22 protein-coding genes are annotated in these 25,109 nt (G+C 74.5%); 6 read left to right on the top strand and 16 right to left on the bottom strand.

What is annotated here, in order from left to right; genetic code table 11:
- Positions 1–77: 77 nt before the first annotated feature.
- The 5 genes from ACIPM1_RS17905 to ACIPM1_RS17885 form a co-directional block, all read right to left on the bottom strand.
- A complete protein-coding gene (locus ACIPM1_RS17905; RefSeq protein ID WP_402435354.1) occupies positions 78–2,207 on the bottom strand; it encodes a 3-hydroxyacyl-CoA dehydrogenase NAD-binding domain-containing protein in 2,130 nt (709 codons plus the stop codon).
- A complete protein-coding gene (locus ACIPM1_RS17900) occupies positions 2,204–3,424 on the bottom strand; it encodes an acetyl-CoA C-acyltransferase (protein WP_356184270.1) in 1,221 nt (406 codons plus the stop codon). The genes ACIPM1_RS17905 and ACIPM1_RS17900 overlap by 4 nt, the downstream gene beginning before the upstream one ends.
- Before the next feature lie 199 nt (positions 3,425–3,623).
- Positions 3,624–4,913 carry a ribonuclease D gene (locus tag ACIPM1_RS17895; protein ID WP_402435351.1) on the bottom strand — a complete coding sequence of 430 codons (1,290 nt, stop codon included), beginning with the start codon at positions 4,911–4,913 and terminating at the stop codon, positions 3,624–3,626.
- 263 nt (positions 4,914–5,176) lie between these two features.
- A complete protein-coding gene (locus ACIPM1_RS17890; protein WP_356184276.1) occupies positions 5,177–5,839 on the bottom strand; it encodes a response regulator transcription factor in 663 nt (220 codons plus the stop codon).
- A gap of 416 nt (positions 5,840–6,255) precedes the next feature.
- Positions 6,256–6,924, bottom strand: a complete 669-nt coding sequence (locus tag ACIPM1_RS17885) for a DUF3000 domain-containing protein (protein ID WP_356184279.1) — start codon at positions 6,922–6,924, stop codon at positions 6,256–6,258.
- A 120-nt stretch (positions 6,925–7,044) separates the two neighbouring features.
- Here ACIPM1_RS17885 and hemE point away from each other — a divergent pair, with 120 nt between their 5' ends.
- On the top strand, positions 7,045–8,124 hold the full coding sequence (gene hemE / locus ACIPM1_RS17880; RefSeq protein WP_402435348.1) for a uroporphyrinogen decarboxylase: 1,080 nt from the start codon (positions 7,045–7,047) through the stop codon (positions 8,122–8,124).
- Between the two features lie 9 nt (positions 8,125–8,133).
- On the opposite strand, the gene ACIPM1_RS17875 is transcribed toward hemE, so the two are convergent.
- Positions 8,134–8,958: a rhomboid family intramembrane serine protease gene (locus ACIPM1_RS17875; protein ID WP_402435345.1), complete on the bottom strand. Its 825-nt coding sequence runs from the start codon at positions 8,956–8,958 to the stop codon at positions 8,134–8,136.
- A gap of 123 nt (positions 8,959–9,081) precedes the next feature.
- Between ACIPM1_RS17875 and ACIPM1_RS17870 the strand changes: the two genes are divergently transcribed.
- The gene (locus ACIPM1_RS17870; RefSeq protein ID WP_402435342.1) at positions 9,082–9,390 is read left to right on the top strand and encodes a hypothetical protein; all 309 of its coding nucleotides are present in this window, start codon (positions 9,082–9,084) and stop codon (positions 9,388–9,390) included.
- Between the two features lie 65 nt (positions 9,391–9,455).
- Here ACIPM1_RS17870 and ACIPM1_RS17865 read toward each other — a convergent pair whose 3' ends face one another.
- On the bottom strand, positions 9,456–10,871 hold the full coding sequence (locus tag ACIPM1_RS17865) for an FAD-dependent oxidoreductase (protein ID WP_402435339.1): 1,416 nt from the start codon (positions 10,869–10,871) through the stop codon (positions 9,456–9,458).
- A 27-nt stretch (positions 10,872–10,898) separates the two neighbouring features.
- Positions 10,899–11,882, bottom strand: coding sequence for a DUF4349 domain-containing protein (locus ACIPM1_RS17860; protein WP_402435336.1), 984 nt, complete (start codon positions 11,880–11,882; stop codon positions 10,899–10,901).
- A gap of 162 nt (positions 11,883–12,044) precedes the next feature.
- Between ACIPM1_RS17860 and hemG the strand changes: the two genes are divergently transcribed.
- Positions 12,045–13,499 (top strand): protoporphyrinogen oxidase, encoded by a 1,455-nt coding sequence (gene hemG, locus ACIPM1_RS17855; RefSeq protein WP_402435333.1) that lies wholly within the window; start codon positions 12,045–12,047, stop codon positions 13,497–13,499.
- 4 nt (positions 13,500–13,503) lie between these two features.
- Complete coding sequence (gene hemQ / locus ACIPM1_RS17850) at positions 13,504–14,235, top strand: hydrogen peroxide-dependent heme synthase (protein ID WP_402435330.1); 732 nt, start codon at positions 13,504–13,506, stop codon at positions 14,233–14,235.
- 31 nt (positions 14,236–14,266) lie between these two features.
- Here the strand turns inward: hemQ and ACIPM1_RS17845 are convergent, their stop codons facing one another.
- From ACIPM1_RS17845 to ACIPM1_RS17830, 4 genes are all read right to left on the bottom strand, one after another.
- A complete protein-coding gene (locus ACIPM1_RS17845) occupies positions 14,267–15,982 on the bottom strand; it encodes an alpha/beta hydrolase (protein ID WP_402435327.1) in 1,716 nt (571 codons plus the stop codon).
- Positions 15,983–16,138: 156 nt separating this feature from the next.
- Complete coding sequence (locus ACIPM1_RS17840; protein ID WP_402435324.1) at positions 16,139–16,915, bottom strand: TIGR04222 domain-containing membrane protein; 777 nt, start codon at positions 16,913–16,915, stop codon at positions 16,139–16,141.
- Between the two features lie 107 nt (positions 16,916–17,022).
- Positions 17,023–17,805 carry a DUF4142 domain-containing protein gene (locus ACIPM1_RS17835; RefSeq protein WP_402435321.1) on the bottom strand — a complete coding sequence of 261 codons (783 nt, stop codon included), beginning with the start codon at positions 17,803–17,805 and terminating at the stop codon, positions 17,023–17,025.
- A 287-nt stretch (positions 17,806–18,092) separates the two neighbouring features.
- Entirely contained in the window at positions 18,093–19,442 is a 1,350-nt protein-coding gene (locus tag ACIPM1_RS17830; protein WP_402435318.1) for a BTAD domain-containing putative transcriptional regulator, read from the bottom strand.
- A gap of 155 nt (positions 19,443–19,597) precedes the next feature.
- On the opposite strand from ACIPM1_RS17830, the gene ACIPM1_RS17825 reads away from it, so the two are divergent.
- Positions 19,598–20,113 carry a hypothetical protein gene (locus tag ACIPM1_RS17825; RefSeq protein ID WP_402435315.1) on the top strand — a complete coding sequence of 172 codons (516 nt, stop codon included), beginning with the start codon at positions 19,598–19,600 and terminating at the stop codon, positions 20,111–20,113.
- 68 nt (positions 20,114–20,181) lie between these two features.
- On the opposite strand, the gene ACIPM1_RS17820 is transcribed toward ACIPM1_RS17825, so the two are convergent.
- The 3 genes from ACIPM1_RS17820 to ACIPM1_RS17810 all read right to left on the bottom strand — a co-directional run bounded on the left by ACIPM1_RS17820 (position 20,182) and on the right by ACIPM1_RS17810 (position 23,752).
- A complete protein-coding gene (locus ACIPM1_RS17820) occupies positions 20,182–21,786 on the bottom strand; it encodes a DUF692 family multinuclear iron-containing protein (RefSeq protein WP_402435312.1) in 1,605 nt (534 codons plus the stop codon).
- Positions 21,787–22,037: 251 nt separating this feature from the next.
- Positions 22,038–22,778, bottom strand: a complete 741-nt coding sequence (locus ACIPM1_RS17815; protein ID WP_402435309.1) for an aminoacyl-tRNA hydrolase — start codon at positions 22,776–22,778, stop codon at positions 22,038–22,040.
- A 71-nt stretch (positions 22,779–22,849) separates the two neighbouring features.
- Positions 22,850–23,752 (bottom strand): polysaccharide deacetylase family protein, encoded by a 903-nt coding sequence (locus ACIPM1_RS17810; protein WP_402435505.1) that lies wholly within the window; start codon positions 23,750–23,752, stop codon positions 22,850–22,852.
- 266 nt (positions 23,753–24,018) lie between these two features.
- Here ACIPM1_RS17810 and ACIPM1_RS17805 point away from each other — a divergent pair, with 266 nt between their 5' ends.
- Positions 24,019–24,450 (top strand): hypothetical protein, encoded by a 432-nt coding sequence (locus ACIPM1_RS17805; protein ID WP_402435307.1) that lies wholly within the window; start codon positions 24,019–24,021, stop codon positions 24,448–24,450.
- A 100-nt stretch (positions 24,451–24,550) separates the two neighbouring features.
- Here ACIPM1_RS17805 and ACIPM1_RS17800 read toward each other — a convergent pair whose 3' ends face one another.
- Positions 24,551–25,099 carry a YbhB/YbcL family Raf kinase inhibitor-like protein gene (locus ACIPM1_RS17800; protein ID WP_402435304.1) on the bottom strand — a complete coding sequence of 183 codons (549 nt, stop codon included), beginning with the start codon at positions 25,097–25,099 and terminating at the stop codon, positions 24,551–24,553.
- Positions 25,100–25,109: the final 10 nt, after the last annotated feature.

Below are 25,109 nucleotides of genomic sequence, written 5' to 3'. Positions count from 1 at the left end.
GGGACGATCTCGACGACAAGCCGGTGCCCGGCACACCCCGTGGGGCGGGCCGGGCACCGGCTGCGGGTGTGCGGACGTTACGCCGGGACGCTCGCCACGCCCGGAGCCAGGAACCGCTTGCCGTTCACGCGCTCCGAGACGCCCTCGCGGTCCAGGTACGGCGTGATGCCGCCCAGGTGGAAGGGCCAGCCGGCGCCCGTGATCAGGCAGAGGTCGATGTCCTGGGCCTCGGCGACGACGCCCTCGTCGAGCATCAGGCCGATCTCCTGCGCCACCGCGTCCAGGACACGGTCGCGGACCTGCTCCTCCGTCAGGACGGTGTCGCCCTGCTTCAGGAGCGCGGCGACCTCCGGGTCCAGCTCGGGCTTGCCGCTGTCGTAGACGTAGAAGCCGCGCTTGCCCGCCTCGACGACCGCCTTCAGGTTCGGGGAGACCGTGAAGCGGTCCGGGAAGGCCCGGTTGAGGGTCTCCGAGACGTGCAGGCCGATCGCCGGGCCGACCAGTTCGAGCAGGACCAGCGGGGACATCGGCAGGCCGAGCGGCTCGATCGCCTTCTCCGCGACCTCGACCGGGGTGCCCTCGTCGATGACGTTCTGGATCTCGCCCATGAAGCGGGTCAGGATGCGGTTCACGACGAACGCCGGGGCGTCCTTGACCAGAACCGCGGTCTTCTTCAGCTTCTTGGCGACACCGAACGCCGTGGCCAGCGAGGCGTCGTCGGTCTGCTCGCCCCGGACGATCTCCAGGAGCGGGAGGACGGCGACCGGGTTGAAGAAGTGGAAGCCGACGACCCGCTCGGGGTGCTTCAGCTTCGACGCCATCTCCGACACCGACAGGGAGGAGGTGTTGGTGGCGAGGATCGCGTGCGCCGGGGCGACCGCCTCGACCTCCGCGAACACCTTCTGCTTGACGCCCATCTCCTCGAACACGGCCTCGATGACGAAGTCCGCGTCCGCGAAGCCCTCGGCCTTGTCCAGGACACCGGTGACCAGCGCCTTGAGACGGTTGGCCTTGTCCTGGTTGATCCGGCCCTTGCCGAGCAGCTTGTCGATCTCGGCGTGGACGTAGCCCACACCCTTGTCGATCCGCTCCTGGTCGATGTCCGTCAGCACGACGGGCACCTCGAGGCGGCGCAGGAAGAGCAGGGCCAGCTGCGAGGCCATCAGACCGGCGCCGACGACACCGACCTTGGTGACCGGGCGGGCCAGGCTCTTGTCCGGGGCGCCGGCCGGGCGCTTGCCGCGCTTCTGCACGAGGTTGAACGCGTAGATGCCGGAGCGCAGTTCGCCGCCCATGATGAGGTCGGCGAGGGCCTGGTCCTCGGCGTCGTAACCCTGCTGCAGGTCGCCGTTCTTGGCGGCGGCGATGATGTCCAGGGCGCGGTAGGCGGCCGGGGCCGCGCCGTGCACCTTGCCGTCCGCGATGAAGCGGCCCTTGGCGACGGCCTGGTCCCAGGCCTCGCCGCGGTCGATCACCGGGCGGTCGACGACGATCTCGCCCTTGAGGACGGCCGCCGTCCAGATCAGCGACTGCTCCAGGAAGTCGGCGCCCTCGAACAGGGCGTCGGCGATGCCCAGTTCGTAGACCTGGTTGCCCTTGAGCTGCCTGTTCTGGTTGAGCGAGTTCTCGATGATCACCGAGACGGCCTTGTCGGCGCCGATCAGGTTCGGCAGCAGGGTGCAGCCGCCCCAGCCCGGGACCAGGCCCAGGAAGACCTCCGGCAGGGAGAACGCCGGGAGGGCCGCGGACACCGTGCGGTAGGTGCAGTGCAGACCGACCTCGACACCGCCGCCCATCGCCGCGCCGTTGTAGTACGCGAAGGTCGGCACGGCCAGCTTCGACAGGCGCTTGAAGACCTCGTGGCCGCCCTTGCCGATGGCCAGCGCGTCCTCGTGCCGCTTCAGCAGCTCGACGCCCTTGAGGTCGGCGCCGACCGCGAAGATGAACGGCTTGCCGGTGACGCCGGCGCCGACGATGTCGCCGTCCGCGGCCTCCTTCTCGACCTGGTCGATCGCGGCGTTCAGGTTCGCGAGCGACTGCGGGCCGAAGGTGGTCGGCTTGGTGTGGTCGAGGCCGTTGTCCAGGGTGATCAGGGCGAAGCGGCCCGCACCCAGCGGCAGGTCGAAGTGGCGTACGTGCGCCTGCGTGACGACCTCGTCCGGGAACAGCTCGGCCGCGCCCTTCAGGAGTTCAGCGGTGGTGCTCACTTGTCGCCTCCGTCGAAGTGCGGGTTCTCCCAGATGACCGTCGCGCCCATGCCGAAGCCGACGCACATGGTGGTGAGGCCGTAGCGGACCTGCGGCTGCTCCTCGAACTGGCGGGCCAGCTGCGTCATCAGACGGACGCCGGAGGAGGCCAGCGGGTGACCGAAGGCGATCGCGCCGCCGTACTGGTTGACGCGCTCGTCGTCGTCCGCGATGCCGTAGTGGTCGAGGAAGGCCAGGACCTGGACGGCGAAGGCCTCGTTGATCTCGAACAGGCCGATGTCGGAGATGGACAGCCCCGCCTGGGCGAGGGCCTTCTCCGTCGCCGGGATCGGGCCGTAGCCCATGACCTCCGGCTCCACGCCGGCGAAGGCGTAGGAGACCAGGCGCATCTTGACCGGCAGGCCGTTCTCGCGGGCGAAATCCTCGGACGCGATGATCGAGGCGGTGGCGCCGTCGTTCAGGCCGGCCGCGTTGCCCGCGGTGACCCGGCCGTGCACGCGGAACGGGGTCTTGAGCCCCGCGAGGCTCTCCAGGGTCGTGCCCGGGCGCATCGGCTCGTCGGCGGTGACCAGGCCCCAGCCGGTCTCGCCGGTCTCGGGGGTGGTGCGGCGCACGGACACCGGCACCAGGTCCTGCTGGATCTTGCCGTTGGCGTACGCCTTGGCGGCCTTCTCCTGCGAGCGCACCGCGTACTCGTCGGCGCGCAGCTTGGTGATCTGCGGGTAGCGGTCGTGCAGGTTCTCCGCCGTCATGCCCATGAACAGGGCGGACTGGTCGACCAGCTTCTCGCTCACGAACCGCGGGTTCGGGTCCACGCCCTCGCCCATCGGGTGGCGGCCCATGTGCTCGACACCGCCCGCGACGGCGACGTCGTACGCGCCGAACGCGACGGAGCCGGCGACGGAGGTGACGGCGGTCAGCGCGCCCGCGCACATGCGGTCGATCGAGTAACCGGGGACCGAGGTGGGCAGGCCCGCGAGGATGCCGGCGGTGCGGCCGATGGTCAGGCCCTGGTCGCCGATCTGCGTGGTCGCGGCGACGGCGACCTCGTCGATCTTCTTCGGGTCGAGGCCGGGGTTGCGGCGCAGCAGCTCCCGGATCGCCTTCACGACGAGGTCGTCGGCGCGGGTCTCGTGGTAGATGCCCTTCGGGCCCGCCTTGCCGAACGGGGTGCGGACGCCGTCTACGAAGACGACGTCCCTGACGGTACGAGGCACGATGGCTCTCCTCCAGGGTGCGGGATGGCACTGCTGCGACGCGCAGCACTGAGCGCGCGCTCAGGCCCATGCTACTTGTGGGTAACGTAGCTGCCCAGTCCTGCCGGGGGGAGCGGTGAACGTCACACCGGCGGCCGCGCCCCGGCGCGGGGTCCCGACGGGCTGCCGCCGTCGCCCCGCCGGGGGAGCCGTGCGGCGATCAGGCGCCCTTCGCCGTCAGCGCCGCCACCAGCACCGGTGTGACCAGCTCCACCTGCCACGGACGCGCCCCGTGGCCGGTGAGCGCGGCCGCGACCGACTGGGCGTCGACGTCCTGCGGCGGCTCCCAGCACAGGCGCCGCACGGCGTCCGGCGCGACCAGGTTCTCCTGCGGCATCGCGAGCCGCTCGGCCAGCGCCGAGACGCCGGCGCGTGCCGCCGACAGCCGCGCGGCGGCCGCCGGGTCCTTGTCGGCCCAGGCCCGGGGCGGCGGCGGTCCGGTGACCGGCTGGCCGGGCTGGGGAAGCTGGGGGTCGGGCAGTGCGCGGGCGCGCTCCACCGCGGCCTGCCACTGCTCCAGTTGTCTGCGGCCCATGCGATGCCCGAAACCGTTCAGCGCGGCCAGTGCGTGCGTGTTGGACGGCAGGCCGAGCGCGGCCTCCACGATGGCCGTGTCCGAGAGCACCTTGCCGGGGGAGACGTCCCGCCGCTGGGCGATCCGGTCCCGGGTCTCCCACAGCTCCCGCACCACGGCCAGCTGCCGCCTGCGCCGCACCTTGTGCAGCCCGGACGTACGGCGCCAGGGCTCCTTGCGGGGCTCGGGCGGCGGCGCGGAGGCGATGGCGTCGAACTCCTGCCGTGCCCACTCCAGCTTGCCCTGCCGGTCCAGCTCCTTCTCCAGGGCGTCCCGCAGGTCGACGAGGAGTTCGACGTCGAGGGCCGCGTACCGCAGCCAGGGGTCGGGCAGCGGCCGGGTCGACCAGTCGACGGCGGAGTGGCCCTTCTCCAGGACGAAGCCGAGGACGCTCTCGACCATCGCCCCGAGCCCGACCCGCGGGAACCCGGCGATCCGGCCGGCCAGCTCGGTGTCGAACAGGCTGGCGGGCACCATGCCTATCTCGCGCAGGCACGGCAGGTCCTGGGTGGCGGCGTGCAGGACCCACTCGACGCCGTCCAGCCGGTCGCCGAGGATCGAGAGGTCCGGGCAGGCGACGGGGTCGATCAGCGCGGTCCCGGAGCCCTCCCGGCGCAGCTGCACCAGGTAGGCGCGCTGGCCGTAGCGGTAGCCGGACGCGCGCTCGGCGTCGACGGCGAGGGGGCCGGAGCCGGAGGCGAACGCGGCGACCACCTCCGCGAGCGTCTCGGCGTCGGCGACGACGGGCGGGATGCCCTCGCGCGGCTCGAGCAATGGGATCGGCGCCCCCGTGTCAGAAGATCCGCCGTCGTCCGGAGGGGCGCCTCCGGTGGTGCGCAGTGGGCTGTCTGCTGCGGTCTTTTGGGCGTCGGTCACCTGTCAAGGGTATCCGTGGATGGACGACGCCCGCCGACGGAACGTTCCGTCGGCGGGCGCCGGGGGGTCGTAAACCGGTCAGGTCGATGACACGTCCGGTTGACGACCGGCAGGGAGGAGGCGGCGGAACCGGCTGTCGGCACCGGTCACGTGGGGGAATCGTCGCGATTCTCGGCCTGATCCGCGAAAAGGGTGACGGGGGCGGGATGGATCTTGCTCAGGGTGGTCGTTTCGGTGCCGGAATCCGGCTCTGGTCAGTCTGGTCAGTGGATGATGCCGGTCCGCAGGGCCACCGCGACCATGCCGGCGCGGTCGCCCGTGCCGAGCTTGCGGGCGATGCGGGCGAGGTGGCTCTTGACGGTCAGCGCGGACAGCCCCATGGAGACGCCGATCGCCTTGTTCGACTGGCCCTCGGCGACGAGCCGCAGCACCTCGACCTCGCGGCCGGAGAGCTCCCGGTAGCCGCCCGGGTGGCTCGGGGCACCCGGGGGGCGGCGGTGCAGCCGGGCCGCGGCCGAACCGATGGGGGCGGCACCGGGTCGGGTGGGGAGCCCGAGGTTGGTGCGGGTGCCGGTGACGACATAGCCCTTCACTCCGCCCGCGAGGGCGTTGCGGACGGCACCGATGTCGTCGGCGGCGGACAGGGCCAGCCCGTTGGGCCAGCCGGCGGCGCGGGTCTCGGACAGCAGCGTGAGGCCGGACCCGTCGGGCAGGTGGACATCGGCGACACAGATGTCGCGCGGGTTGCCGATGCGGGGGCGGGCCTCCGCGACGGACGACGCCTCGATGACGTCACGGACTCCGAGCGCCCACAGGTGGCGGGTCACGGTGGAACGGACGCGCGGGTCCGCCACGACGACCATGGCGGTCGGCTTGTTCGGGCGGTAGGCGACCAGGCTTGCGGGCTGCTCGAGGAGAACGGACACCAGGCCTCCTGGGGGTGGGGGACGGGGCCGGCTTGTGGGGGCGAAGCCGGGACTAACCGTGCTTGCAAGGTCACAGTCGTCTTCGGCACCAAACCCGGTGTCCTTTAGAGAATGATCACGATCTGGTGAGTAACAATCCGTGCAATTCGGACACGCTATCGATCATCCGAAGATCGAATCGGTTCGGACGGGGCCGTTCGGCGTCGATACCCGCCCGAATATGGCCGTATCGACAAAGGGACAACAAGGAGGCGGTAAGGCGCCCCCAGGGGAGCGCACAGCGACCGGCCGGCCCCCGCGGCCGGGACGCGCGCGGGGGCCGGCCGGCGAGTGCGTTCGGCGCGGCGGTTCGGCACGTGGGACCGGCGCGTGGGTTCGGCGCAGGGGGACGGGTGCGTGGGGACCGGTGCGTGGGTTCAGCGCGACTGCGGACCGCGCCGCTGCGGCAGCGTCACCACCGACGCGTCGCCGGGCCCGGCCGGCGGGAGCCCCGCGACCTGGGCCAGCAGGTCGCACCAGGACGCCAGGTGGGCGGCGGTGTCCGGCGCCCCGCCCAGGCCCTCGCGCGGCGTCCAGGAGGCACGGATCTCGATCTGCGAGGCGGCGGGGCGCGCCGACAGCCCGCCGAAGTGGTGGGAGGAGGCGCGCGTGACGGTGCCGCTCGGCTCCCCGTACGTCAGACCGCGCGCCTGGAGCGCGCCGGTCAGCCACGACCAGCACACGTCCGGCAGCAGCGGATCGACGGCCATCTCCGGCTCCAGTTCCGCGCGCACCAGCGTCACCAGCCGGAAGGTGCCCTGCCAGGCCTCGTGGCCGGCCGGGTCGTGCAGCAGCACCAGGCGGCCGTCGGCGAGTTCCTGCTCGCCGTCGACGACCGTGGCCTCCAGGGCGTACGCGAACGGGGCGAGGCGTTTCGGCGCGGGCACCTGCTCGATCTCGACCTGCGGCCGCACCCGTGCCGCGCGCAGCGCGTCGACGGCGGTCCGGAAGGGGGGCGGAGCCGACCTGCCCTCATGGCCCTCCTCCTCCTTCGCGTCGTCCATTCCGTCAGCGCCGTCCGACCGTCGTCCCTGTGCCGCAGCCATGCGGGGAAGAGTAAGGGGAACGGGGCTCCGGTGCAGGGCAAGACACCCCGCCGGGGACGGCGGCAGCGCTATCCCGCACCTCGCACGAAGTGCACTTCCGGCCGTGCGAGACTTGCCACCGTGAGTGCCAACGAGACCCCCGCGGGCGGGCCGCAGCCGCAGCCGCCGACAGCCACCTACGACTCCGCCTTCCTCCGGGCGTGCCGGCGCGAGCCCGTGCCGCACACACCGGTGTGGTTCATGCGGCAGGCCGGGCGCTCCCTCCCCGAGTACCGCAAGGTGCGCGAGGGCGTCCCGATGCTCGAGTCGTGCATGCGGCCCGAGCTGGTCACCGAGATCACCCTCCAGCCGGTCCGCCGGCACGGCGTGGACGCGGCGATCTACTTCAGCGACATCGTCGTGCCCCTGAGGGCCATCGGCGTCGACCTCGACATCAAGCCGGGCGTCGGCCCGGTCGTCGAGCGCCCGATCCGCTCCCGCGCCGACCTGGACCGGCTCCGCGACCTCACGCCCGAGGACGTCTCCTACGTCACCGAGGCGATCGGCCTGCTCACCCGCGAACTCGGCACCACCCCGCTGATCGGCTTCGCGGGTGCGCCGTTCACCCTCGCGAGCTACCTCGTGGAGGGCGGCCCGTCCCGCAACCACGAGCACACCAAGGCCCTCATGTACGGCGACCCGCGGCTGTGGGCCGACCTGCTCGACCGCCTCGCCGACATCACGGCCGCCTTCCTGAAGGTGCAGATCGAGGCGGGCGCGAGCGCCGTGCAGCTCTTCGACTCCTGGGTCGGCGCCCTCGCCCCCGCCGACTACCGCCGCTCGGTCATGCCCGCCTCCCGCAAGGTCTTCGAGGCCGTCGCCGGGTACGGCGTGCCCCGCATCCACTTCGGCGTCGGCACCGGCGAACTGCTCGGCCTCATGGGGGAGGCGGGCGCGGACGTGGTCGGCGTCGACTGGCGCGTCCCGCTCGACGAGGCCGTCCGCCGCGTCGGCCCGGGCAAGGCGCTCCAGGGCAACCTCGACCCGGCGGTCCTGTTCGCCGGCCCGGAGGCGGTCGAGACCAAGACCCGCGAGGTGCTGGACGCGGCCGCGGGCCTGGAGGGCCACGTCTTCAACCTCGGCCACGGCGTCCTGCCCACCACCGAGCCGGACGCGCTCACCCGTCTCGTCGAGTACGTCCACACGCAGACCGCGCGCTGAGCGCGGCGCTCACCACGTGTGCCGGGGCCGGGCCTGCCTGCCGAAGAGCAGACGGCCCGGTTCCGGCGGGGGCGGTGTGCCGGGGCGCAGCGGCAGCGCTATCAGCATGCCGACGAGGAAGCCGACGACGTGTGCCGCGTACGCGACGGCGCCCGTGCCGGACACCCCTTCCCCGGACGAGTACAGCGCCTGCAGCACGAACCAGAAGCCGAGCACCAGCCAGGCCGGCAGCCGCAGCGGCAGGAAGATCAGGAAGGGCACCAGGACCCACACCCGGACCCTGGGATACAGCACCAGATAGGCGCCGAGCACACCCGCGATCGCTCCCGAGGCGCCGATCAGCGGCGTGGCGGAGCCGGCGTTGAGCAGCGCGAAGCCGTACCCGGCCGCGTAGCCGCAGGCGACGTAGAAGAGGAAGAACCGCACATGCCCCATGCGGTCCTCGATGTTGTTGCCGAAGATGTACAGGAACAGCATGTTGCCCAGCAGGTGCAGCCAGCCGCCGTGCAGGAACATCGCCGTGAACACCGACAGCGGCGGGGACTTGTCGTAGGCCGGGGGTCCCAGCACGCAGCCCGGCCCGTGCGCGCCCACCCCGACCGCGCCGGTGGGCACCAGCGACGGCATCTGATGGTGGATCAACTCGCGCGGCACGGCGGCGAAGTGCTCCGTGAACGCCTGCAGATGGCACAGCTGCGACAGGGAGCTGTCGCCCGCCACGGAGCCGGCCAGGCCGGGCATGAACAGGAACACGGCGACGTTCGCGGCGATCAGGGCGTACGTCACCCAGGGGGTGCGCCGCACCGGGTTCAGGTCGTGCACGGGTATGACCACAAGGGAGTAGTGCCCGCCACGCGCCCGGCGAATCGATGAACGCGGAGCGCCGGACGTCCGTATGTCCCCTCGACGGCGGCGGCGCGGGGACGCGGGCCGCGGGGACGACGTGAGGATCAGGCGATGAACGACCGAGTTACTCCTCCGATGCACGCCCTGCCCGACGGCGAGGCGGAGATCTCGCTGGTGGTGCGGCTGCCGTGGGAGGACGTGGCCCGACTGGGCCAGGAGGCCGGGCGGCTGGCCGCGCAGATGCAGCGGCCGGTGACGCTCGACGAGGCGGTCAGCAACCGGCTGCGCTCCACCCGGCCGGCCGCGGCGCACGCGAAGCCGGCCGGGGAGCAGCCCGCCGCGGTGACGTCGTCCAGCGGGTCGGTGTCGTCGTCCAGCGGGTCGGTGTCGTCGCTGCCGCGGCTCAACGGGACGGCCTAGAGGCGCTGTCCCGGGCGGTCGTGCGGACCCCCCGCCGCCCCCGGGCGGGATCCGAGAGTGGGCCCCTAGTGTCCCCGCACCTTCGCGGCCGCCTTTCTCGCCGCCACCAGGACCGGGTCCCACACCGGTGAGAACGGCGGCGCGTACCCCAGGTCCAGCGCCGTCATCTGTTCCACCGTCAGGCCGGCCGTGAGGGCGACCGCGGCGATGTCGACCCGTTTCGCCGCGCCCTCGCGGCCGACGATCTGGACCCCGAGCAGGCGGCCGGTGCGGTGCTCGGCGAGCATCTTGACCGTCATGGGGGAGGCGCCGGGGTAGTAGCCCGCGCGGCTCGTCGACTCGACGGTGACGGTCTCGAACCGCAGCCCCACCCGGCGGGCGTCCTTCTCGCGCAGCCCGGTGCGCGCGATCTCCAGGTCGCACACCTTGCTGACCGCGGTGCCGACCACGCCCGGGAAGGTGGCGTAACCGCCGCCGATGTTGGTGCCGATGACCTGGCCGTGCTTGTTGGCGTGCGTGCCCAGCGGGACGTGCCGCGTCTGCCCGGAGACCAGGTCCAGGACCTCGACGCAGTCGCCGCCGGCCCAGATGTTCCCGTGCCCGCGCACCCGCATCGCCCGGTCGGTGAGCAGGCCGCCGTGCGCGCCGAGCGGCAGCCCCGCCGCCCGGGCGAGCGCCGTCTCGGGGCGGACGCCCATGCCGAGCACGACGACGTCCGCCGGGTACTCGGCGCCGGCGGTGGCCACCGCCCGGACCCGGCCGTCGTCCCCGGTGAGCATCTCGGTCACCTCGGTGTCGTCGACCATGGTGATGCCGAGCCCCTCCATGGCCTCGCGCACCAGCCGGCCCATGTCCGCGTCGAGCGTCGACATGGGTTCCCGGCCGCGGTTGACGACCGTCACCTCGTAGCCGCGCTTGATGAGGGCCTCGGCCATCTCCACGCCGATGTAGCCCGCGCCGACCACCACCGCCCGCCCGGGACGGGCCGCCCCGGCGTGGTCCCGCACGCGGGCCAGGGTGCCGAGCAGCGCCTCGCCGTCGTCCAGCGTCTGCACGCCGTGCACGCCGGGCGCGTCGGCGCCGGGCAGGTCGGGCCGGAGGGGGCGGGCGCCGGTGGCGATCACGAGATCGTCGTACGACGTCCAGGACTCGGCCCCGGAATCGAGGTCCCGCGCGCGGACGCGGCCCCGGGCGACGTTGATCTCCGTGACCTCGGTGCGCAGACGCACGTCGATGCCCCGCGCGCGGTGCTCCTCGGGCGTGCGGGCGATCAGCCGGTCCCGTTCGCCGACGTCGCCGCCCACCCAGTACGGGATGCCGCACGCCGAGAACGAGGTGAAGCGGCCGCGTTCGAACGCCACGATCTCCAGCTCGTCGGGCCCGCGCGTCCGCCGCGCCTGCGACGCCGCGGACATCCCCGCGGCGTCGGCCCCGACGACGACCAGTCGCTCCCTCGTTCCCCGCGCACCGCTCATGCTCATGCGAACACGCTACGGCCACGCGGGACTTCAGTGGCGCCCGCCCCGCTCCCCGCCCGGTCGTGGCGCCGGCGGGGCCGCCGGCAGCGGTCCGGCCGCGGACGGCGCGGGAGCCGGCGCGGCGGCCGGGCGGCGGGCCCGCCGGGGCCGTACGAACCGCACCCACACCAAGGCGAACAGCGCCGCCGTCGCGGCGAACGGGAGCACCGCGCCGAGCGCCAGGGCGATCCAGCGGACCACGGTGACGAAGACGTGCCAGCCGCCCGTCACCGCGTCCACGAAGCCCGGCCCGTCGTCGCCGGCGGCCCGCGTCACCGGAGTCTGCGACAGCGACAGGGTGACGGTGGCCAGGCTCGTGCGGTCCTTCAGGGCGGCCTGCTGGGCCAGCAGAGCCTCCAGATCGGACTCGCGACGGCTCAGCTCGCCCTCCAGCGTGACCACGTCACCGATCTTGTCGGCCCGGTCCATCAGGGCCCGCACCCGGGCCACGCTGGCGCGCTGCGACCTGATGCGGCTCTCGACGTCGACGACCCGGTCGGTGACGTCCTTCGCCTTCGCCGTGCGCTCCAGCAGCTTGCCGGTGCCCGCCAGGTCGGTGAGGACCTCGTCGTACCGGTCGGTGGGCACGCGCAGCACGACCCGGGTGCGCTCGTGGCCGCCGTCGTCCCTGCTGGTGCTCTCGTCGCCGACGTAGCCCCCCGCGTCCTCGGCGGTGGCGCGGGCCGCGTCGAGCGCCTTCGGCACGTCCCGGACCTGCACGGTGAGGGAGGCGGTGCGGATGATGTGGCTCGTGGTGATCCGGGGCGCGGCGGTGCCCTGCGGGCCCGCCTTCGCGTCGGAGGCCGCGCCCCCGTCCGCCGCGCTCCCGTCCGCCGCGCCCCGTCGGGTGTCGCCCGCGGCGGCGGGCTTGTCGCTGGAGCCGCCTGCCGCGCCGCACCCGGTGAGCGCGAGCGCGGTCGCGAGCAGCAGCCCGGACAGGGCGTGAACGGGCCGGACGGAACGTCGTACGCGCATGTGGACCTACCCCCGGGGGATCTCCTGACGGCTGACGTTTCTTCGACGCCCGGCCCGCGCGGAACGTTGGCCAAGAATGATCCCGATGCGGTCACGGTCGGGACTCGTGCCGGACACCGGGGCAGGGCAGGGCGTGTCGGCGGGGTCTGAGAGAGTGGGGCCATGAGCGCAACGGGTGCGGAAACGGGGCATGTCGTCGTCATCGGGGCCGGGATCGCGGGGCTGGCGGCCGCGCACCGGCTGCTGCAGCGCGGGGCACGGGTGACCGTGCTGGAGGCGGCGGACCGGGTCGGCGGCAAGCTGCTGCCCGGCGAGATCGCGGGCGTGCGGGTGGACCTGGGCGCCGAGTCGATGCTGGCCCGCCGGCCCGAGGCGGTCGGCCTCGCCCGCGAGGTGGGCCTCGGCGACCGGCTGCGGTCGCCGGCCACAGCGACCGCCTCGATCTGGACCCGCGGCGCGCTGCGCCCCATGCCCAAGGGGCACGTCATGGGCGTCCCCGGCACCTCCGCCGCCCTCGCCGGCCTGCTGTCCGACGAGGGACTGGCCCGCATCGACCGCGACGCGGACCTGCCCCGCACCGAGATCGGCGACGACGTGGCCGTCGGGGAGTACGTGGCGGCGCGCCTGGGCCGCGAGGTCGTCGACCGGCTGGTCGAGCCGCTGCTCGGCGGGGTCTACGCGGGTGACGCCTACCGCATCTCGATGCGTTCCGCCGTCCCCCAGCTCTTCGAGGCCGCCCGCGCGCACGCCTCACTGACGGAGGCGGTGCGCGAGATCCAGGCGAAGGCCGCCGCGGCGGGTCAGACCGGCCCGGTGTTCCTGGGGATCGAGGGCGGTGTGGGCCGGCTCCCGCTCGCCGTGGCGGAGTCGGTGCGGGCCCGCGGCGGCGAGATCCTCACCGGCACCCCGGTGACGGAGCTGCGCAGGGAGGGGCCGACGGCCTGGCGGGTGGTCGCCGGGGACCGGGCGCTGCACGCCGACGCCGTCGTGGTCGCCGTGCCCGCGCCTGTGGCCGCCGGGCTGCTGGCCGCCGAATCCCCCGAGGCCGCCGCGGAGCTGCGGGCCGTGGAGTACGCGTCCATGGCGCTGGTCACCCTGGCCTACCGCCGCGGCGACACCGCCCTGCCGGAGGGCAGCGGCTTCCTGGTGCCGCCCGTCGACGGGCGCACCATCAAGGCCTCCACCTTCGCCTCCGCCAAGTGGGGCTGGATCGCCGACGAGGACCCGGACACGGTGGTGCTGCGCACCTCGGTCGGGCGGTACGGGGAGACGGAGATCCTCGGCCGCGAGGACGCCGACCTCGTCGAGGTCTCCCGGCACGACCTGCGCGAGGCCACCGGCCTGGACGCCACCCCGCTGGAGACCCGGGTCACCCGCTGGGACGACGGCCTGCCGCAGTACCCGGTCGGCCACCACGCGCGCGTGGCCCGCATCCGCGACCACGTCGCCGGGCTCCCCGGCCTGGCGGTGTGCGGCGCGCAGTACGACGGCGTCGGCATCCCGGCGTGCGTGGCGAGCGCGTACGCGGCGGTGGACCAGCTCGGCGGCGACTCGGGCGCTGTGCAGGAACTCACCGCCCACCCGGTGCAGAGCCTGCACGGCGGAGCGGGAGAATAGCCCCATGAGTGACGACGCCTCCACCACCGAGACCGGCAGGATCCCGAACAAGGGCAAGCTGGCCAAGGACCTCAACGAGGTCATCCGCTACACCCTGTGGTCGGTCTTCAAGCTGAAGGACGCGCTCCCCGCGGACCGCGCCGGTTACGCCGACGAGGTCCAGGAGCTGTTCGACCAGCTCGCCGCCAAGGACGTGACGGTCCGCGGCACCTACGACGTCTCGGGCCTGCGCGCCGACGCGGACGTCATGATCTGGTGGCACGCCGAGACCAGTGACCAGCTCCAGGACGCGTACAACCTCTTCCGCCGCACCAAGCTGGGCCGCGCCCTGGAGCCTGTCTGGTCGAACATGGCGCTGCACCGCCCCGCCGAGTTCAACCGCTCGCACATCCCGGCGTTCCTCGCCGACGAGACGCCGCGCAACTACATCAGCGTCTACCCCTTCGTGCGCTCCTACGACTGGTACCTGCTGCCCGACGAGGACCGCCGCCGGATGCTCGCCGACCACGGCAAGATGGCCCGCGGCTACCCGGACGTGCGCGCCAACACGGTCGCCTCCTTCTCCCTCGGCGACTACGAGTGGATCCTCGCCTTCGAGGCCGACGAGCTGTACCGGATCGTCGACCTCATGCGGCACCTGCGCGGCTCGGAGGCGCGCATGCACGTGCGCGAGGAGGTCCCGTTCTTCACCGGCCGCCGCAAGGACGTCGCGGAGCTGGTCGCGGGTCTCGCCTGACCTCTGACGGCCGGTCCCGCGGCGGGACCGGTCACCCCCGGGCGGGAAGCCGGCCGGCCCTCCCGCCGGGGGACTCGCGCGGGCCCTTCCGCTCGGCGGGGGCCTGCGGCTTCCCCGCCCGGGGCTCCGGGCGCGGCGCGCAGGCCGCGCGCCGCACCGGAAGGCGCCCCTCCAGCAGGTAGGCCTCCAGGTGCGCGTTGACGCAGGCGTTCGGCCCGCCGGCGATGCCGTGGGTGCCCGCGTCCCGCTCGGTCACCAGCACCGAGCCCGCCAGCCGCCGATGGAGTTCGAGGGCGCCGTCGTACGGCGTCGCCGCGTCCCGCTCGGCGGCCAGGATCAGTGTCGGCGGCAGCTCACCGGGCCCGGTCCGCACGTCCAGCGGCCGCTGCCGGGGCGCCGGCCAGTAGGCGCATGGCAGGTTCGTCCACACGTTGTCCCAGGTCTCGAACGGCGCCACGCGCGCGAGCCGCGTGTTGTCCCGGTCCCAGACCCGGAAGTCCGTCGGCCAGGGCGCGTCGTTGCACTCCACCGCCGTGTAGACCGCCGCCCCGTTCTCCGCCTCGACGGCCCCCTCCTTCACCGGCGCGGCCAGCGCGACCAGCGGCTTCGGGTCGCCCTTGAGATAGGCCGACAGCGCCCCGGCGCTCCGCGGCCAGTAGTCGTCGTCGTACCCGGCGCTCAGGAACGCGCCCTGCAACTGCTCCGGCCCCACCGCGCCGCCCGCCGGTTTCGCGGCCAGCCGCGACCGCGCCCGCTCGTAGCTGCGCCGCACCGCCTCGGCCGTGCGACCGAGGCCGTACACGGCGTCGTGCCGGGCCACCCACTCCCGGAAGTCCGCCCAGCGGCCCTCGAACGCGGCCGACTGGCCGAGGTTGTCGCGGTACCAGACCCGCGCGGGATCGGGGTTCACCGCCGAGTCGAACACCATCCGGCGCACGTGCGAGGGGAACAGCATCGCGTAGAGGGCGCCGAAGTAGGTGCCGTAGGAGGCACCCATGAACGTCACCCGGTCCTCACCGAGCGCCGCCCGCAGGACGTCCAGGTCACGGGCGTTGTTGAGGGAGGTGTAGAACCGCAGCGCGGAGCCCGCGCGCCGGCCGCAGCCCCGCGCGTAGGCCCTCGCCTCGGCGACGCGCCGCTTCTTGTACGCCTCGGAGGGGTGCGCCGGCGCGGCCGAGGGGCCCTTGAAGTGGCCCTTGGGATCCTCGCAGGACAGCGGCGCCGACCGGCCCACCCCGCGCGGGTCGTACCCGACGAGGTCGTACGCGGAGGCGATCCGCTTCCACTCCGGCAGCCGCCCGATCAGCGGGAAGAGCAGGCCGGACCCGCCCGGACCGCCCGGGTTGTAGACCAGGGCGCCCTGGCGGGGCACCTTGCGCTTGCTGTTGCGCGGGTCCTTGTGGGTGGCCCGCACCCGGCTGACGGTGAGGCGGATCTGCTTGCCGCCGGGGTGCGCGTAGTCGAGGGGCACCGAGACCGTGCCGCACTCCATGGTGCGGGGCGCGCCCGGGATGCCGGCGCACGTGCCGAAGTCGACGCCCGCCGCCCGGGCGCGCGCCGCGGCCGCCGCCGTGCCGCCCGGTTCGGCCGCCGCGGTCCCGTGCGGGGCCGCCGCCGTGCCGTGCGGGGCCGCTCCGGCCCCGGCCCGCGGTGCCGCCGTCGTGCCGCCGGTGCCGACGGCCGGGACGGTGGCGAGGGCGGTGAGGACCAAGGACCCGGCGGCCGTGCAGACGGCAGCAGCTCTCATCGCGTATCCCTTCGGCGCACGACGGCAACAGAAGGGATATTTCGTACGCCCCCGGGTGAAGGCAAGCACCGGCCGCCCGGTGTCGGGCCAATGCGCCCGATGCGCCCCGTACGGGCGCCGTAGTGTCCGCCGGCCCCGGTCGTCCGGGGCGGTCCGTCAGTCGTGCCAGGGCTGGTCGCGGTGGGTGAGGGCCGCCCGCAGCTCCGGCTCGCCGATCGCGCGGATGCCGCGTACGGCGATCGAGGCCAGATACGAGCGGTCGTCGCCGCCGCCGGTCATCCGCCGGGGCAGCGCGCCCAGCAGCCGCTGCCCGGCCGGGGAGGCCCACGGCGAGTACGGGTGGACCTCCACCCGGGCGATGGCCAGACAGCTCAGGGTGAGCGCGAGGGGCAGCGCGAACCAGAGGGCCACCAGGTCGCGCGGCATCCCGGTCGGGCCGGGCATCAGCAGCGCGGTCACGCCCAGCGCGAGGACCACCAGCGCGGCGGCCCGTACCTGGCGGACCCCGGCCGCGACCGTCGTCCGCGCCCCGTCCGGCACGGCCAGGCCCGCGCGGACCAGCCGGTCGGCGAGGCCGCGGACCGCGTCGGCGGCGGCCGTGGCCGCCCGCAGCGGCGCGATCCGGGACTGTCCCTCCGGCCCGATCGCGCCGATGACCGACTGCTCCATCTCGTCCCGGCCGCGCGGGTCGACCACCGTCGCCCAGCCGGTGTGCGCGAGCAGCAGCCGGCGCTGGCGCGCCATGGAGACCAGGGCCACGTCGGCGACCCGGGCGGGGCCGCCGGACAGGAACGCCGCCTCGTAGAGCGTCAGATCGTGTCCCCGGGCGGCGTCCACGTCGACGGCCGCCGCGCGCACGGCGGCCAGGCACAGCCGCGTGCACGCCGCACCGGCGACGGCCCAGGCCGGCAGCAGGAGGAGGACCCAGAACATGACGCGTTTCTATGCCGACGGCCTGGGAAACGCCATGCCCTGTTCACCATACGGACGCGGTGTGGCCGAGATGTGACGTTCCGTTGGCTCTCCGGGGCCGGGTCGGGTCACGGGGTCCGCGGGGGCGGGCTGGAGGCGGCCGGCGGGAGCGAGTAGGCCGGGGACGCCGGCGGGGTCAGCGGAACGACCTCGCCCGCGCCGACGGTCGGGACGGGCGTGCCGGAGGAGGAGTGGGCGGAGGGGCCGGCGCTCGCGGCCAGGTCCCCGGCCAGCGCGGCGAAGTCGACGAGCCCGGTGGCCTCCAGCACCCGGATGTGGTCCAGCACCGTCGTGTTCGCGTCGTCGGCGAGGGCGCGCACTAGGGTGTTCTGCGTGCTCGCCCGGACCTGGGCGACCAGCGAGAACACCCTGCCGTGCGCGAGGCGCGCGATGTTGGCGAACCGGCGGTCGAACTCCCCGCCCCGCGCCGCGCTGAGGGTGGCGAGCCACTGCTTCTGCTGTGCGGTGGGCTCGTTGGGCAGGCCCAGCCCCAGCCGGGCGGCCACGTCGCGCACCCGCCCGTCCAGGAACACGTGCCCCGCCACCAGGTGCCGCCCCGCCGTCCGTACGGCCCTGGTGGTGCCCTTTTGCTGGGCCTGCCGCCCCGCGGGCAGTTCCCACAGCCCGGCCAGCCGCACCTTGGTGACGAAGTCGCGGTCGACGGCGGACAGCGGCCCGTACGGTGTCGCCACCGTCCCGGCGCTGAGCACGTCGGCGGACGCGGCGGCCGGGCGGTGGGCGTAGGACCAGAGCGGGAAGAGCAGCGCCACGAGCGTCGCGGCGAGCGCCGAGACGATGATCCCGGTACCGCTGAACACGCCTCTGCCCTTGACGGGGGGTCGCGGCCGCATGGTGCCTCCTGTTGCGGCACCGCACGTCAGTGCGCTTCGGGACGGGGGAGTTGGCATATTACTGCGGGGGCGGAGTGGTCGTCGGGGGGAAGCAAAAGGGGTGATTCAGGTATCGGGGTGCGTTGTGCGCCCGGATGTGCGGCGGACATGTCGCGGTAAAGGGGGAGGGGAGCGGGTGAGTCGGGCGTTGGCGGTCCAGGGCCTGTTAAGTCCGGCACACCGCGGCCGGCCGTCCGTCTCTCGCCGGTTGCCCGGCCCTCGGTGGGCTGTCGCCCACCGGTCGCCGGTCAGCCGGCCGCCTGAGACGGCCGGCAGCGGCTGCCGCACGTGGCGATGGAGCAGAAGCGGCGGCGGCCGCTCGTGTCGAGGAAGAGCCAGCCGCACTCCTCGCTCGGACAGGCCCGGATCGTGAACCGGCGGGGGTCGGCGAGGAGATCGGCGGCGCTGCGCGCGGTGGCCAGCAGCGGCAGACGCAGTTCGGACGACGGGGGCAGACGCCAGTGGCCCAGACCGTCCTCGTCCCGGACGAAGACCGCGGAGGCGGCGGCTTCCTGGGCCGCCGCGGCCACGGCACGGAAGGCCCGCGCGTCCTGGGCGTCGGTGAGGCAGGCGTACAGATCGGCGCGGAAACGCCGGGCCTCCTCCAGGGCCGCGGCCGCCTCGCCGGGACGGCGGCGGGCCAGGTCGAGCAGCCGGGCGACGAGCGGCTCGTCCGCCAGGTCGAGGTGGCCGGCCCACACGGCGAGCGTGGAGTAGCCGCGCAGCCACTCGGAGCCGGGCAGACCGGGCCCGCCCCAGCCCGCGTAGGTGTTGCAGAACTCCAGGGCGGGATGGCCGCTGGTGATCCACGGCAGCCACTCCCCGCCGACCCGCACCGCGTACAGCGCGGCGTTCGGCCGGTCCAGCCGGGGATCCGCGCGCAGGACGCGCTCGTGCAGCGTCGTCAGCTCGGGGCCCGGCTCGATGCCCAGCTCGGCGACCAGCGCCCGGCGCGTGGTCCGGTAGAGCTCCAGGGCCTCGGCCCGGCGTCCGGACCGGTACAGCGCGGTCATCTGGGCGACCACCAGCCGCTCGCGGGACGGTAGTTCTGCGGTCAGCGGGGTCAGCTCCGCGAGGACCCGTTCGTGCAGGCCCAGGGTGAGTTGGGCCTCCGCCCGCCGCTCCAGGGCGGTCAGCCGCAGCTCCGCCAGCCGGCCGCCGAGCCGGCCCCGCAGCCGGTCGTCGATCACGTCGGCGAGCAGCGGGCCGCGCCACAGGGCCAGTGCCCGGTCGTAGGCCCGTACACGTTCCCCGGGGTCTCCCAGGGCGGCCCCCCGGTCGACGTGGCCGAGGAAGTCCCGGACGTCGACGGTGTGCGGGCCGGGGTCGATCGTGTAGCCCTCGTGCCGGGTCTCGACCCGGACACCGTGCGGCCTGAGAAGCGCCCTCAGCCGGCCGATGTAGGTGTGCACCGTGCCGCGCGCGGAGGCCGGGGCGGCTCCGTCCCACAGCAGATCGATGAGGCGGTCGGTGGACACGACACCGCCCGCCTCCAGCAGCAGGACCGCGAGCAGGCAGCGCTCCTGCCGGCGGGCGCCCACGGTGACCCGCTCGCCGTCGTGGCGCGCCTCGAACGTGCCCAGCAGTCGGAATTCCATGACCGCGCCACTCTAGCGCTGTGGCCGGAAAGGTTCACCGGCAAACCTTTCCGGCCACAGCACCAGAGCCTGTTCCGCGTGGTGAGAATCCGGTCAGGGGGCGGCGCCAGCATGAGTTCCGCACACCGAGACACCTCATGTCCTGGAGAGGCATCATGCGTCGAACTTTTGCCGTACTGCCCGCACTTGCCGCGCTCCTGTTCGCGGCGGTGCCCGTGTCGGCCGCCACCGCGGCGCCCAACTCGCCCTGGACGCCCGCCCCGTCCGGCCCGTGGGACGTCGCGGCCGGCGTCCGGTGCGACTTCCCGGTGCACGGCGAACCCGTCGTCGACGAGGTCGAGCAGCACGTGCTGGAGACCTACCCCGACGGCCGGACGAAGCGGGTCGTGTACCGCGGCGACCTCGTCGTGCGGGTCACCAACAAGGACACCGGCGCCTCCTACGACGCGGACGCGGGCGGCCGGGCCGTCGTCGACTACCGCGAGGACGGCTCCCAGTTCTGGCGGGTGCGCGGCCCCGTGCTGATCGGGTTCGCCGAGAACCGCGGCACCCTGCCGCGCGGCCTCTACACCGTCGACGGCTCGTACACGATGGAGATCGGCGCGACCGGATACAAGACGCTGACCCTCCAGCACGCCGCCATCGACGCCCTCTGCACACACATCGGCTGACGCGGCAGATGTGCCAGACGCGGGGGGACGCGAGGTAGGCGAGGGACGCGGGCGTGCGGGGGGAGCGGTCAGCGCCGGGACAGGATCCGGCGGGCGGCGCGGGAGATCCGCACCGCCGGGCGCCGCGACCTCGGCGCCGGGCCCGACCGCTCCCGCCACCACTCCCGCAACACCCGCCGGGCCTCCACGTCCCGCGGCCGCCCGGCGTCGAGCAGGAACGCGGCGAACTCCATCGCGTCCCGCCGGTAGCCGCCGGTCATCGGGTGCCCGTGCGCGTAGTCGAGGAAGGCGGACCGGTACCCCTCCCCGAGGATCACGGGCAGCTCCGGCGCCACCTTCGCCACCACGCCCGCCCGCTTCGACGCGAGCGCCCGCGCCTGCACCCCCAGCCGCACCCGGTCGAACCCCTCGGGCGCGGGCGTCCCGGCGACGAGCGCCGACAGCAGCGCGGTCTGCGCGAGCGCGACCCGCTGCCGCGCACCCCCGAGGGGACCGGCCTCCCGCGGGGCGCCGTCCGGGCCGGGACGCGGACCGGCGCCGGGGGCCGCCGGACGCGCGCCGGCGGCGGGACCGGCCTGGGGCGGCACGGCGGTGCTCGCCGTGTGCGCCGGGGGCGATACGGCGGTGTCCGACGATTCCGGGGCGGTGGCGGGGTCCACCGGGCGGGATCCGGTGGCGGCGGGGACTGCCGGGTCCAGTGCGGTGGCGGTGGGGACTGCCCGGTCCGGTACGGCGGTGGGGTTCGCCGGGTCCCGCACCGCGGCAGTGGCCGCCGGACGCCGGCCGTCGGCGGCCAGGTTCGCCGGCCGGGGTGCTGTGGGGGTGCCCGGCCGGATCGCGGCCGTTGTGCGGCCCGCGTGCACCGCCTGCCGGATCGCCTCCAACTCCCGTTCCAGCTCGGCCGGTTCGGGGAAGTTCTCGTCCCGTTCCAGGAGGACCCCGGGCGGCGACACCCGCGAGGCGAGGTCGGTCAGGATGCCGAGGACCGGCCGCGGGACCGGATGGGCGTGGCTGTCGTGCCAGACGCCGTCCCGCTCGAAGCCGCCCGCGACATGCACGTAGGCGATGGCCTCCACGGGCAGTTCGGCGAGGGCCTTGGCCGGGTCCTCGCCCCGGTTGACGTGGTTGGTGTGCAGATTGGCCACGTCGATCAGCAGCCGGACGCCCGTACGGTCCGCCAGCTCGTAGAGGAACTGACCCTCCGTCATCTCCTCGGCGGGCCACGCCAGCAGGGCGGCGACGTTCTCCACCGCGAGCGGCACGGGCAGCGCCTCCTGCGCGATGCGCACGTTCTCGCAGAGCACGTCGAGGGCGTCCCGGGTGCGCGGCACCGGGAGCAGGTGCCCCGCCTTCAGACGCGGCGAGGCGGTCAGCGGGCCGCCCCCTCGGACGAACGCGATGTGCTCCGTGACCAGCGGCGACCCCAGCGCCTGCGCCCGCTCGGCGAGGGCGGTCAGCCGGGCCTCGTCGGGCCGTTCGGCGCCGCCGAGGCCGAGTCCGACGCCGTGCGGCACCACGGTCACCCCGCGGGCCCGCAGCCGCAGCAGCGACTCGGGCAGGTGCCCCGGACACACGTTCTCGGCCACGACCTCGACCCAGTCGACGCCCGGCATGTGCTCCACGGCGTCCGCGATCTCCGGCCGCCAGCCGATACCCGTCCCCAGTCGCTCCATCGCCCCCTCCTCCGGGCCCCCGCCCGCCTCCCCGCGCCCGGCACCCCCGGGCCGTCCCTTCGGCCCCTCGGCCCCTGCGGCGGGGCCGGTACCGGCGTGACGGGGGTATGGCCCCGCGGCGCGCCCCCGAACCCGCGCGCACCCGTCTTCAGAGCAACATTTGAGGTTCGGGCGGCGACGGGACGGTGGGGAACGGGGCGCCGGGCGGCGGGGCGGTGTGTGACGGGACGAGGGGGCTACGGGGCAGTGCGTTACGGGACGGGACGGGGGCGACGGCGCTGACGCAACGCCGGATGGTCGGCGACCACCGTGCAGGACCCGGGAGCGATCTCGGTGAAGCCCGCGTCGCGCACCACCGGCAGCCCGCTCCCGGTCAGCCGGCGCCAGTGGTCCGGCCCGGCGGTGCGCACGGCGAGCGGGAACCCCGCGTCCCGCCAGGCCTCGCGCTCCCCGTCCGTCAGCTCCCACCAGGCGAGCTGGGCCCCGTGCCCGGCCTGGGCCATCGCCTTGCCCGCGGACATCTCCAGGTCCGGGCTCAGCCACAGCACGGGCGTGCCCGGGTCGGCGGGAGCGGGCGGTTCGGGGTCGTCGAGATCGGTGCCGGAGACCTGGAGCTTGGCCAGTTCCCTGGGCCAGCCGTCCAGGGGGACCGGCGGGAAGACCCGGACCTCCGCCGACTTGCCGGTGACCGTGATCCCGGGCAGCGCCTCGGCGCGCCGCCACTCGGCACCGCGCGCCCGCCGGACCACCTTCCGGATCCGGGCGTCCTGCCAGTCCCGTACGGCCCCCGCCCACTCCCCGTCGCCGAGCGACCGCTCGTCGGCGAGCATCACCAGGACCGCGCGGGCGGCGGTCTCCAGCGCGTCCGTACGGGCCGGGGGAGCGGCCCGCTCGATCCGCACGACCAGCGGCAGCACGAACTGCGGCGCCTGGTCGCGGACCCCGGGCTCGGACCGGAACGGGCTCTCCTGAACGGGGGTGTCGTTGTTCACGCCCACCAGTGTGCAACCCCGCGCCGCGCGCACGGCGGGCAGGTGGGCCGCCCTCGGCGCGCAACCGGTGGTCAGCGGCCGGTGGACTCGCCGATCAGCTCGGACACCTTCACGAAGCGGTACCCCTTTCGCCGTAGCTCCGGCACCACGGCGCGCACCACGCGCGCGGTGGTCGGGGCCGCGCTGCGGGTGCAGTGCATGACGACGACCGATCCCGGCCTCACCCCGTCGAGCACCTGTCGCTCCACCGCGGCCGCGTCCGTCGCGAAGGCGTCGCCGCTGATCACGTCCCACTGCACCGCGGTCACCCCGAGCCCGCTGAGCGCCCGCAGCGCCCGCTGGTCGTAGCAGCCGCCGGGGAAGCGGAAGTACGGCATCGGGTGCGGCACGCCCGCCTTGCGGAACTCCGCGTACGCGCGCTCCACGTCCGGCCGCATCCGGGCGGCGGAGACCCTCGGCAGGCCGTAGCAGTCGCCGGTGAACGCGTAGTGGCTGTAGGAGTGGTTGGCGAGTTCGAAGAGCGGGTCCCGGCCGATGGAGCGGGCCTCCTCCGGGTACTCCTCGGCCCACCGGCCGGTCATGAACACGGTGGCCGGCACCTTCAGCGCGCGCAGGGTGGCGATGAGCGCCGGGTTGTCGAAGTGCTCGCCCGCCGCGGCGCGCGGTCCCTGGTCGGCGGTCATGTCGGCGTCGAAGGTGAACGCGACCGTCTTGCCCCTGTTCCGCGGGCCGTGGCTGAAGACCGGGGTGAGGCCGCCGGGGCCGGGGGCCAGGGAGGGCGGCCGGGAGGGCGCCACGGCGGAGGGGGAGGGAGCTACTGCGGAGGGGGAGGCGGGGGACCTCGTGGGGCCGGGCCGGTCGGCGCGGGGTGCGGGGGTGGTCCCGCAGGCGGCGAGGGCGGTGCCCAGGAGACAGACGGCGGTCGCCCGTCGTACAAGTGGTACGCGTAGTACAGGGCTTACAGGTCTTACCAGTCTGACGAAGGGGATCACCGAACGTACGTTAGGACTATCTCCGGTCATATGAACGGCGGCGCGACCGCGCGGTCACCCGCCCGGCCGCCGCCCGGCGGATCCGGAGTGCGCCCCGATTTCCCGGCCCCCGAGCCCGCGGCTCCGGGGCAAGCGGTCCTTGAGCGGCCGGCCCCCGCCCAGGACGGCGACGGCAGTCCGGCGCGGGCGTTGGCGGGCGCGGCCGGCTCCCGTGGTCGGGCGGTTCGGAGGGCCGGCCCGCTCGACCGGTGGACTCGACACGTGACCGGGACCCCGCCCCGGGGCCGACGAGCCGCTCCGCCCGGCGCGCGCCCGCACTCGCCACCGCCGCCCTGGTCCTCGCCCTCACGTCGGTGACGACCCTCGTCGTGGCAGCCGTCGCGGCGGTGCCGGCGGTGGTGAACTGGACCCACGCCCATGGAAGCCACCTCGTCGACCACGTCCGCGGCACCCCGCTGCTGCCGTCGCTAACCACCGCGCTGCTCACGGCGCTGGCGGCGCTGATCTGCGGCGCGGTCGGGGCGTACGACGCCGCCGCCCGCCCCAACCGGTACTCCATGGCGTCGACCAGCGTGACCAAAAGCCTGGCGTGGACGGCCGAACTGCTGGCCATACCGGCCCTCGCCCTCGGGATCCTCCTGGGCATCGCGTACCTGGTCGTCCGCGCCGTCTTCGACTGACCCGGCCCCGGGCGCCACGTGCCCGCCGGGTGCCGGTCCGGCGCGCACAGGCACCCGGCCGGGCGGCGTGCCCGCACGGAAGGGGACGGAGCCGGCGGGGTCAGCGGCCGTAGCGGCCGGTCAGGGATCCGACGGCCAGCGCGTGGCCGTTCACGGCCCGTCGTACGTCGTCGGCCGTGGCGTCGGTGGCGAGGCCGAGCCGCCGGTCGGTGGCGTACACCGTGAAGACGTAGCGGTGCGGCTTGCCCATGGGCGGGCAGGGGCCGCTGTAACCGGTCTTCGTGAAGCTGTTGCGGCCCTGCGAGGCTCCCGCCGGCGTCCGGCCGGCGGGCACCCCCGTGGTGTGCGGGTCGATGTCCCACATCAGCCAGTGCGTGAAGGGGCCGCGCGGCGCGTCGGGGTCCTCGAGCAGCAGGACCAGGCCGGTCGTGTGCGCGGGGACACCGGCGAAGGCCAGTGGCGGCGAGACGTCCTCGCCGTCGCACGTGTAGGGGCGGGGGATGGTGCCGCCGTCGCGGAAGGCCGGGCTCGACACGGCGATCCGCCGCGCGGCCGTGGGCGTGGGCACGCCCGAGCCTTCGCCGTCCCCGCACGACGAGACGAGCCCCAGGGCCGCCACCGCGGCGAAGATCATGAGCCTGCTGCGCATGCCGGGCACG

The sequence above is a fragment of the Streptomyces sp. NPDC086766 genome (assembly GCF_044746005.1).
In the GTDB taxonomy this organism is placed as follows: Bacteria; Actinomycetota; Actinomycetes; order Streptomycetales; family Streptomycetaceae; genus Streptomyces.
The sequence above is the reverse complement of the archived record's forward strand: the minus strand, read 5'-3'. Positions and strand labels throughout refer to the sequence as shown.

Excerpts from the sequence above, each read along its gene's own strand:
- ACIPM1_RS17885 (WP_356184279.1), bottom strand. The coding sequence starts at position 6,924 with ATGGCTGCGGCACAGGGACGACGGTCGGACGGCGCTGACGGAATGGAC.
- ACIPM1_RS17870 (WP_402435342.1), top strand. The coding sequence starts at position 9,082 with ATGAACGACCGAGTTACTCCTCCGATGCACGCCCTGCCCGACGGCGAG.
- ACIPM1_RS17865 (WP_402435339.1), bottom strand. The coding sequence starts at position 10,871 with ATGAGCATGAGCGGTGCGCGGGGAACGAGGGAGCGACTGGTCGTCGTC.
- ACIPM1_RS17860 (WP_402435336.1), bottom strand. The coding sequence starts at position 11,882 with ATGCGCGTACGACGTTCCGTCCGGCCCGTTCACGCCCTGTCCGGGCTG.
- hemG (WP_402435333.1), top strand. The coding sequence starts at position 12,045 with ATGAGCGCAACGGGTGCGGAAACGGGGCATGTCGTCGTCATCGGGGCC.
- hemQ (WP_402435330.1), top strand. The coding sequence starts at position 13,504 with ATGAGTGACGACGCCTCCACCACCGAGACCGGCAGGATCCCGAACAAG.
- ACIPM1_RS17845 (WP_402435327.1), bottom strand. The coding sequence starts at position 15,982 with ATGAGAGCTGCTGCCGTCTGCACGGCCGCCGGGTCCTTGGTCCTCACC.
- ACIPM1_RS17840 (WP_402435324.1), bottom strand. The coding sequence starts at position 16,915 with ATGTTCTGGGTCCTCCTCCTGCTGCCGGCCTGGGCCGTCGCCGGTGCG.
- ACIPM1_RS17835 (WP_402435321.1), bottom strand. The coding sequence starts at position 17,805 with ATGCGGCCGCGACCCCCCGTCAAGGGCAGAGGCGTGTTCAGCGGTACC.
- ACIPM1_RS17830 (WP_402435318.1), bottom strand. The coding sequence starts at position 19,442 with ATGGAATTCCGACTGCTGGGCACGTTCGAGGCGCGCCACGACGGCGAG.
- ACIPM1_RS17825 (WP_402435315.1), top strand. The coding sequence starts at position 19,598 with ATGCGTCGAACTTTTGCCGTACTGCCCGCACTTGCCGCGCTCCTGTTC.
- ACIPM1_RS17820 (WP_402435312.1), bottom strand. The coding sequence starts at position 21,786 with ATGGAGCGACTGGGGACGGGTATCGGCTGGCGGCCGGAGATCGCGGAC.
- ACIPM1_RS17800 (WP_402435304.1), bottom strand. The coding sequence starts at position 25,099 with ATGCGCAGCAGGCTCATGATCTTCGCCGCGGTGGCGGCCCTGGGGCTC.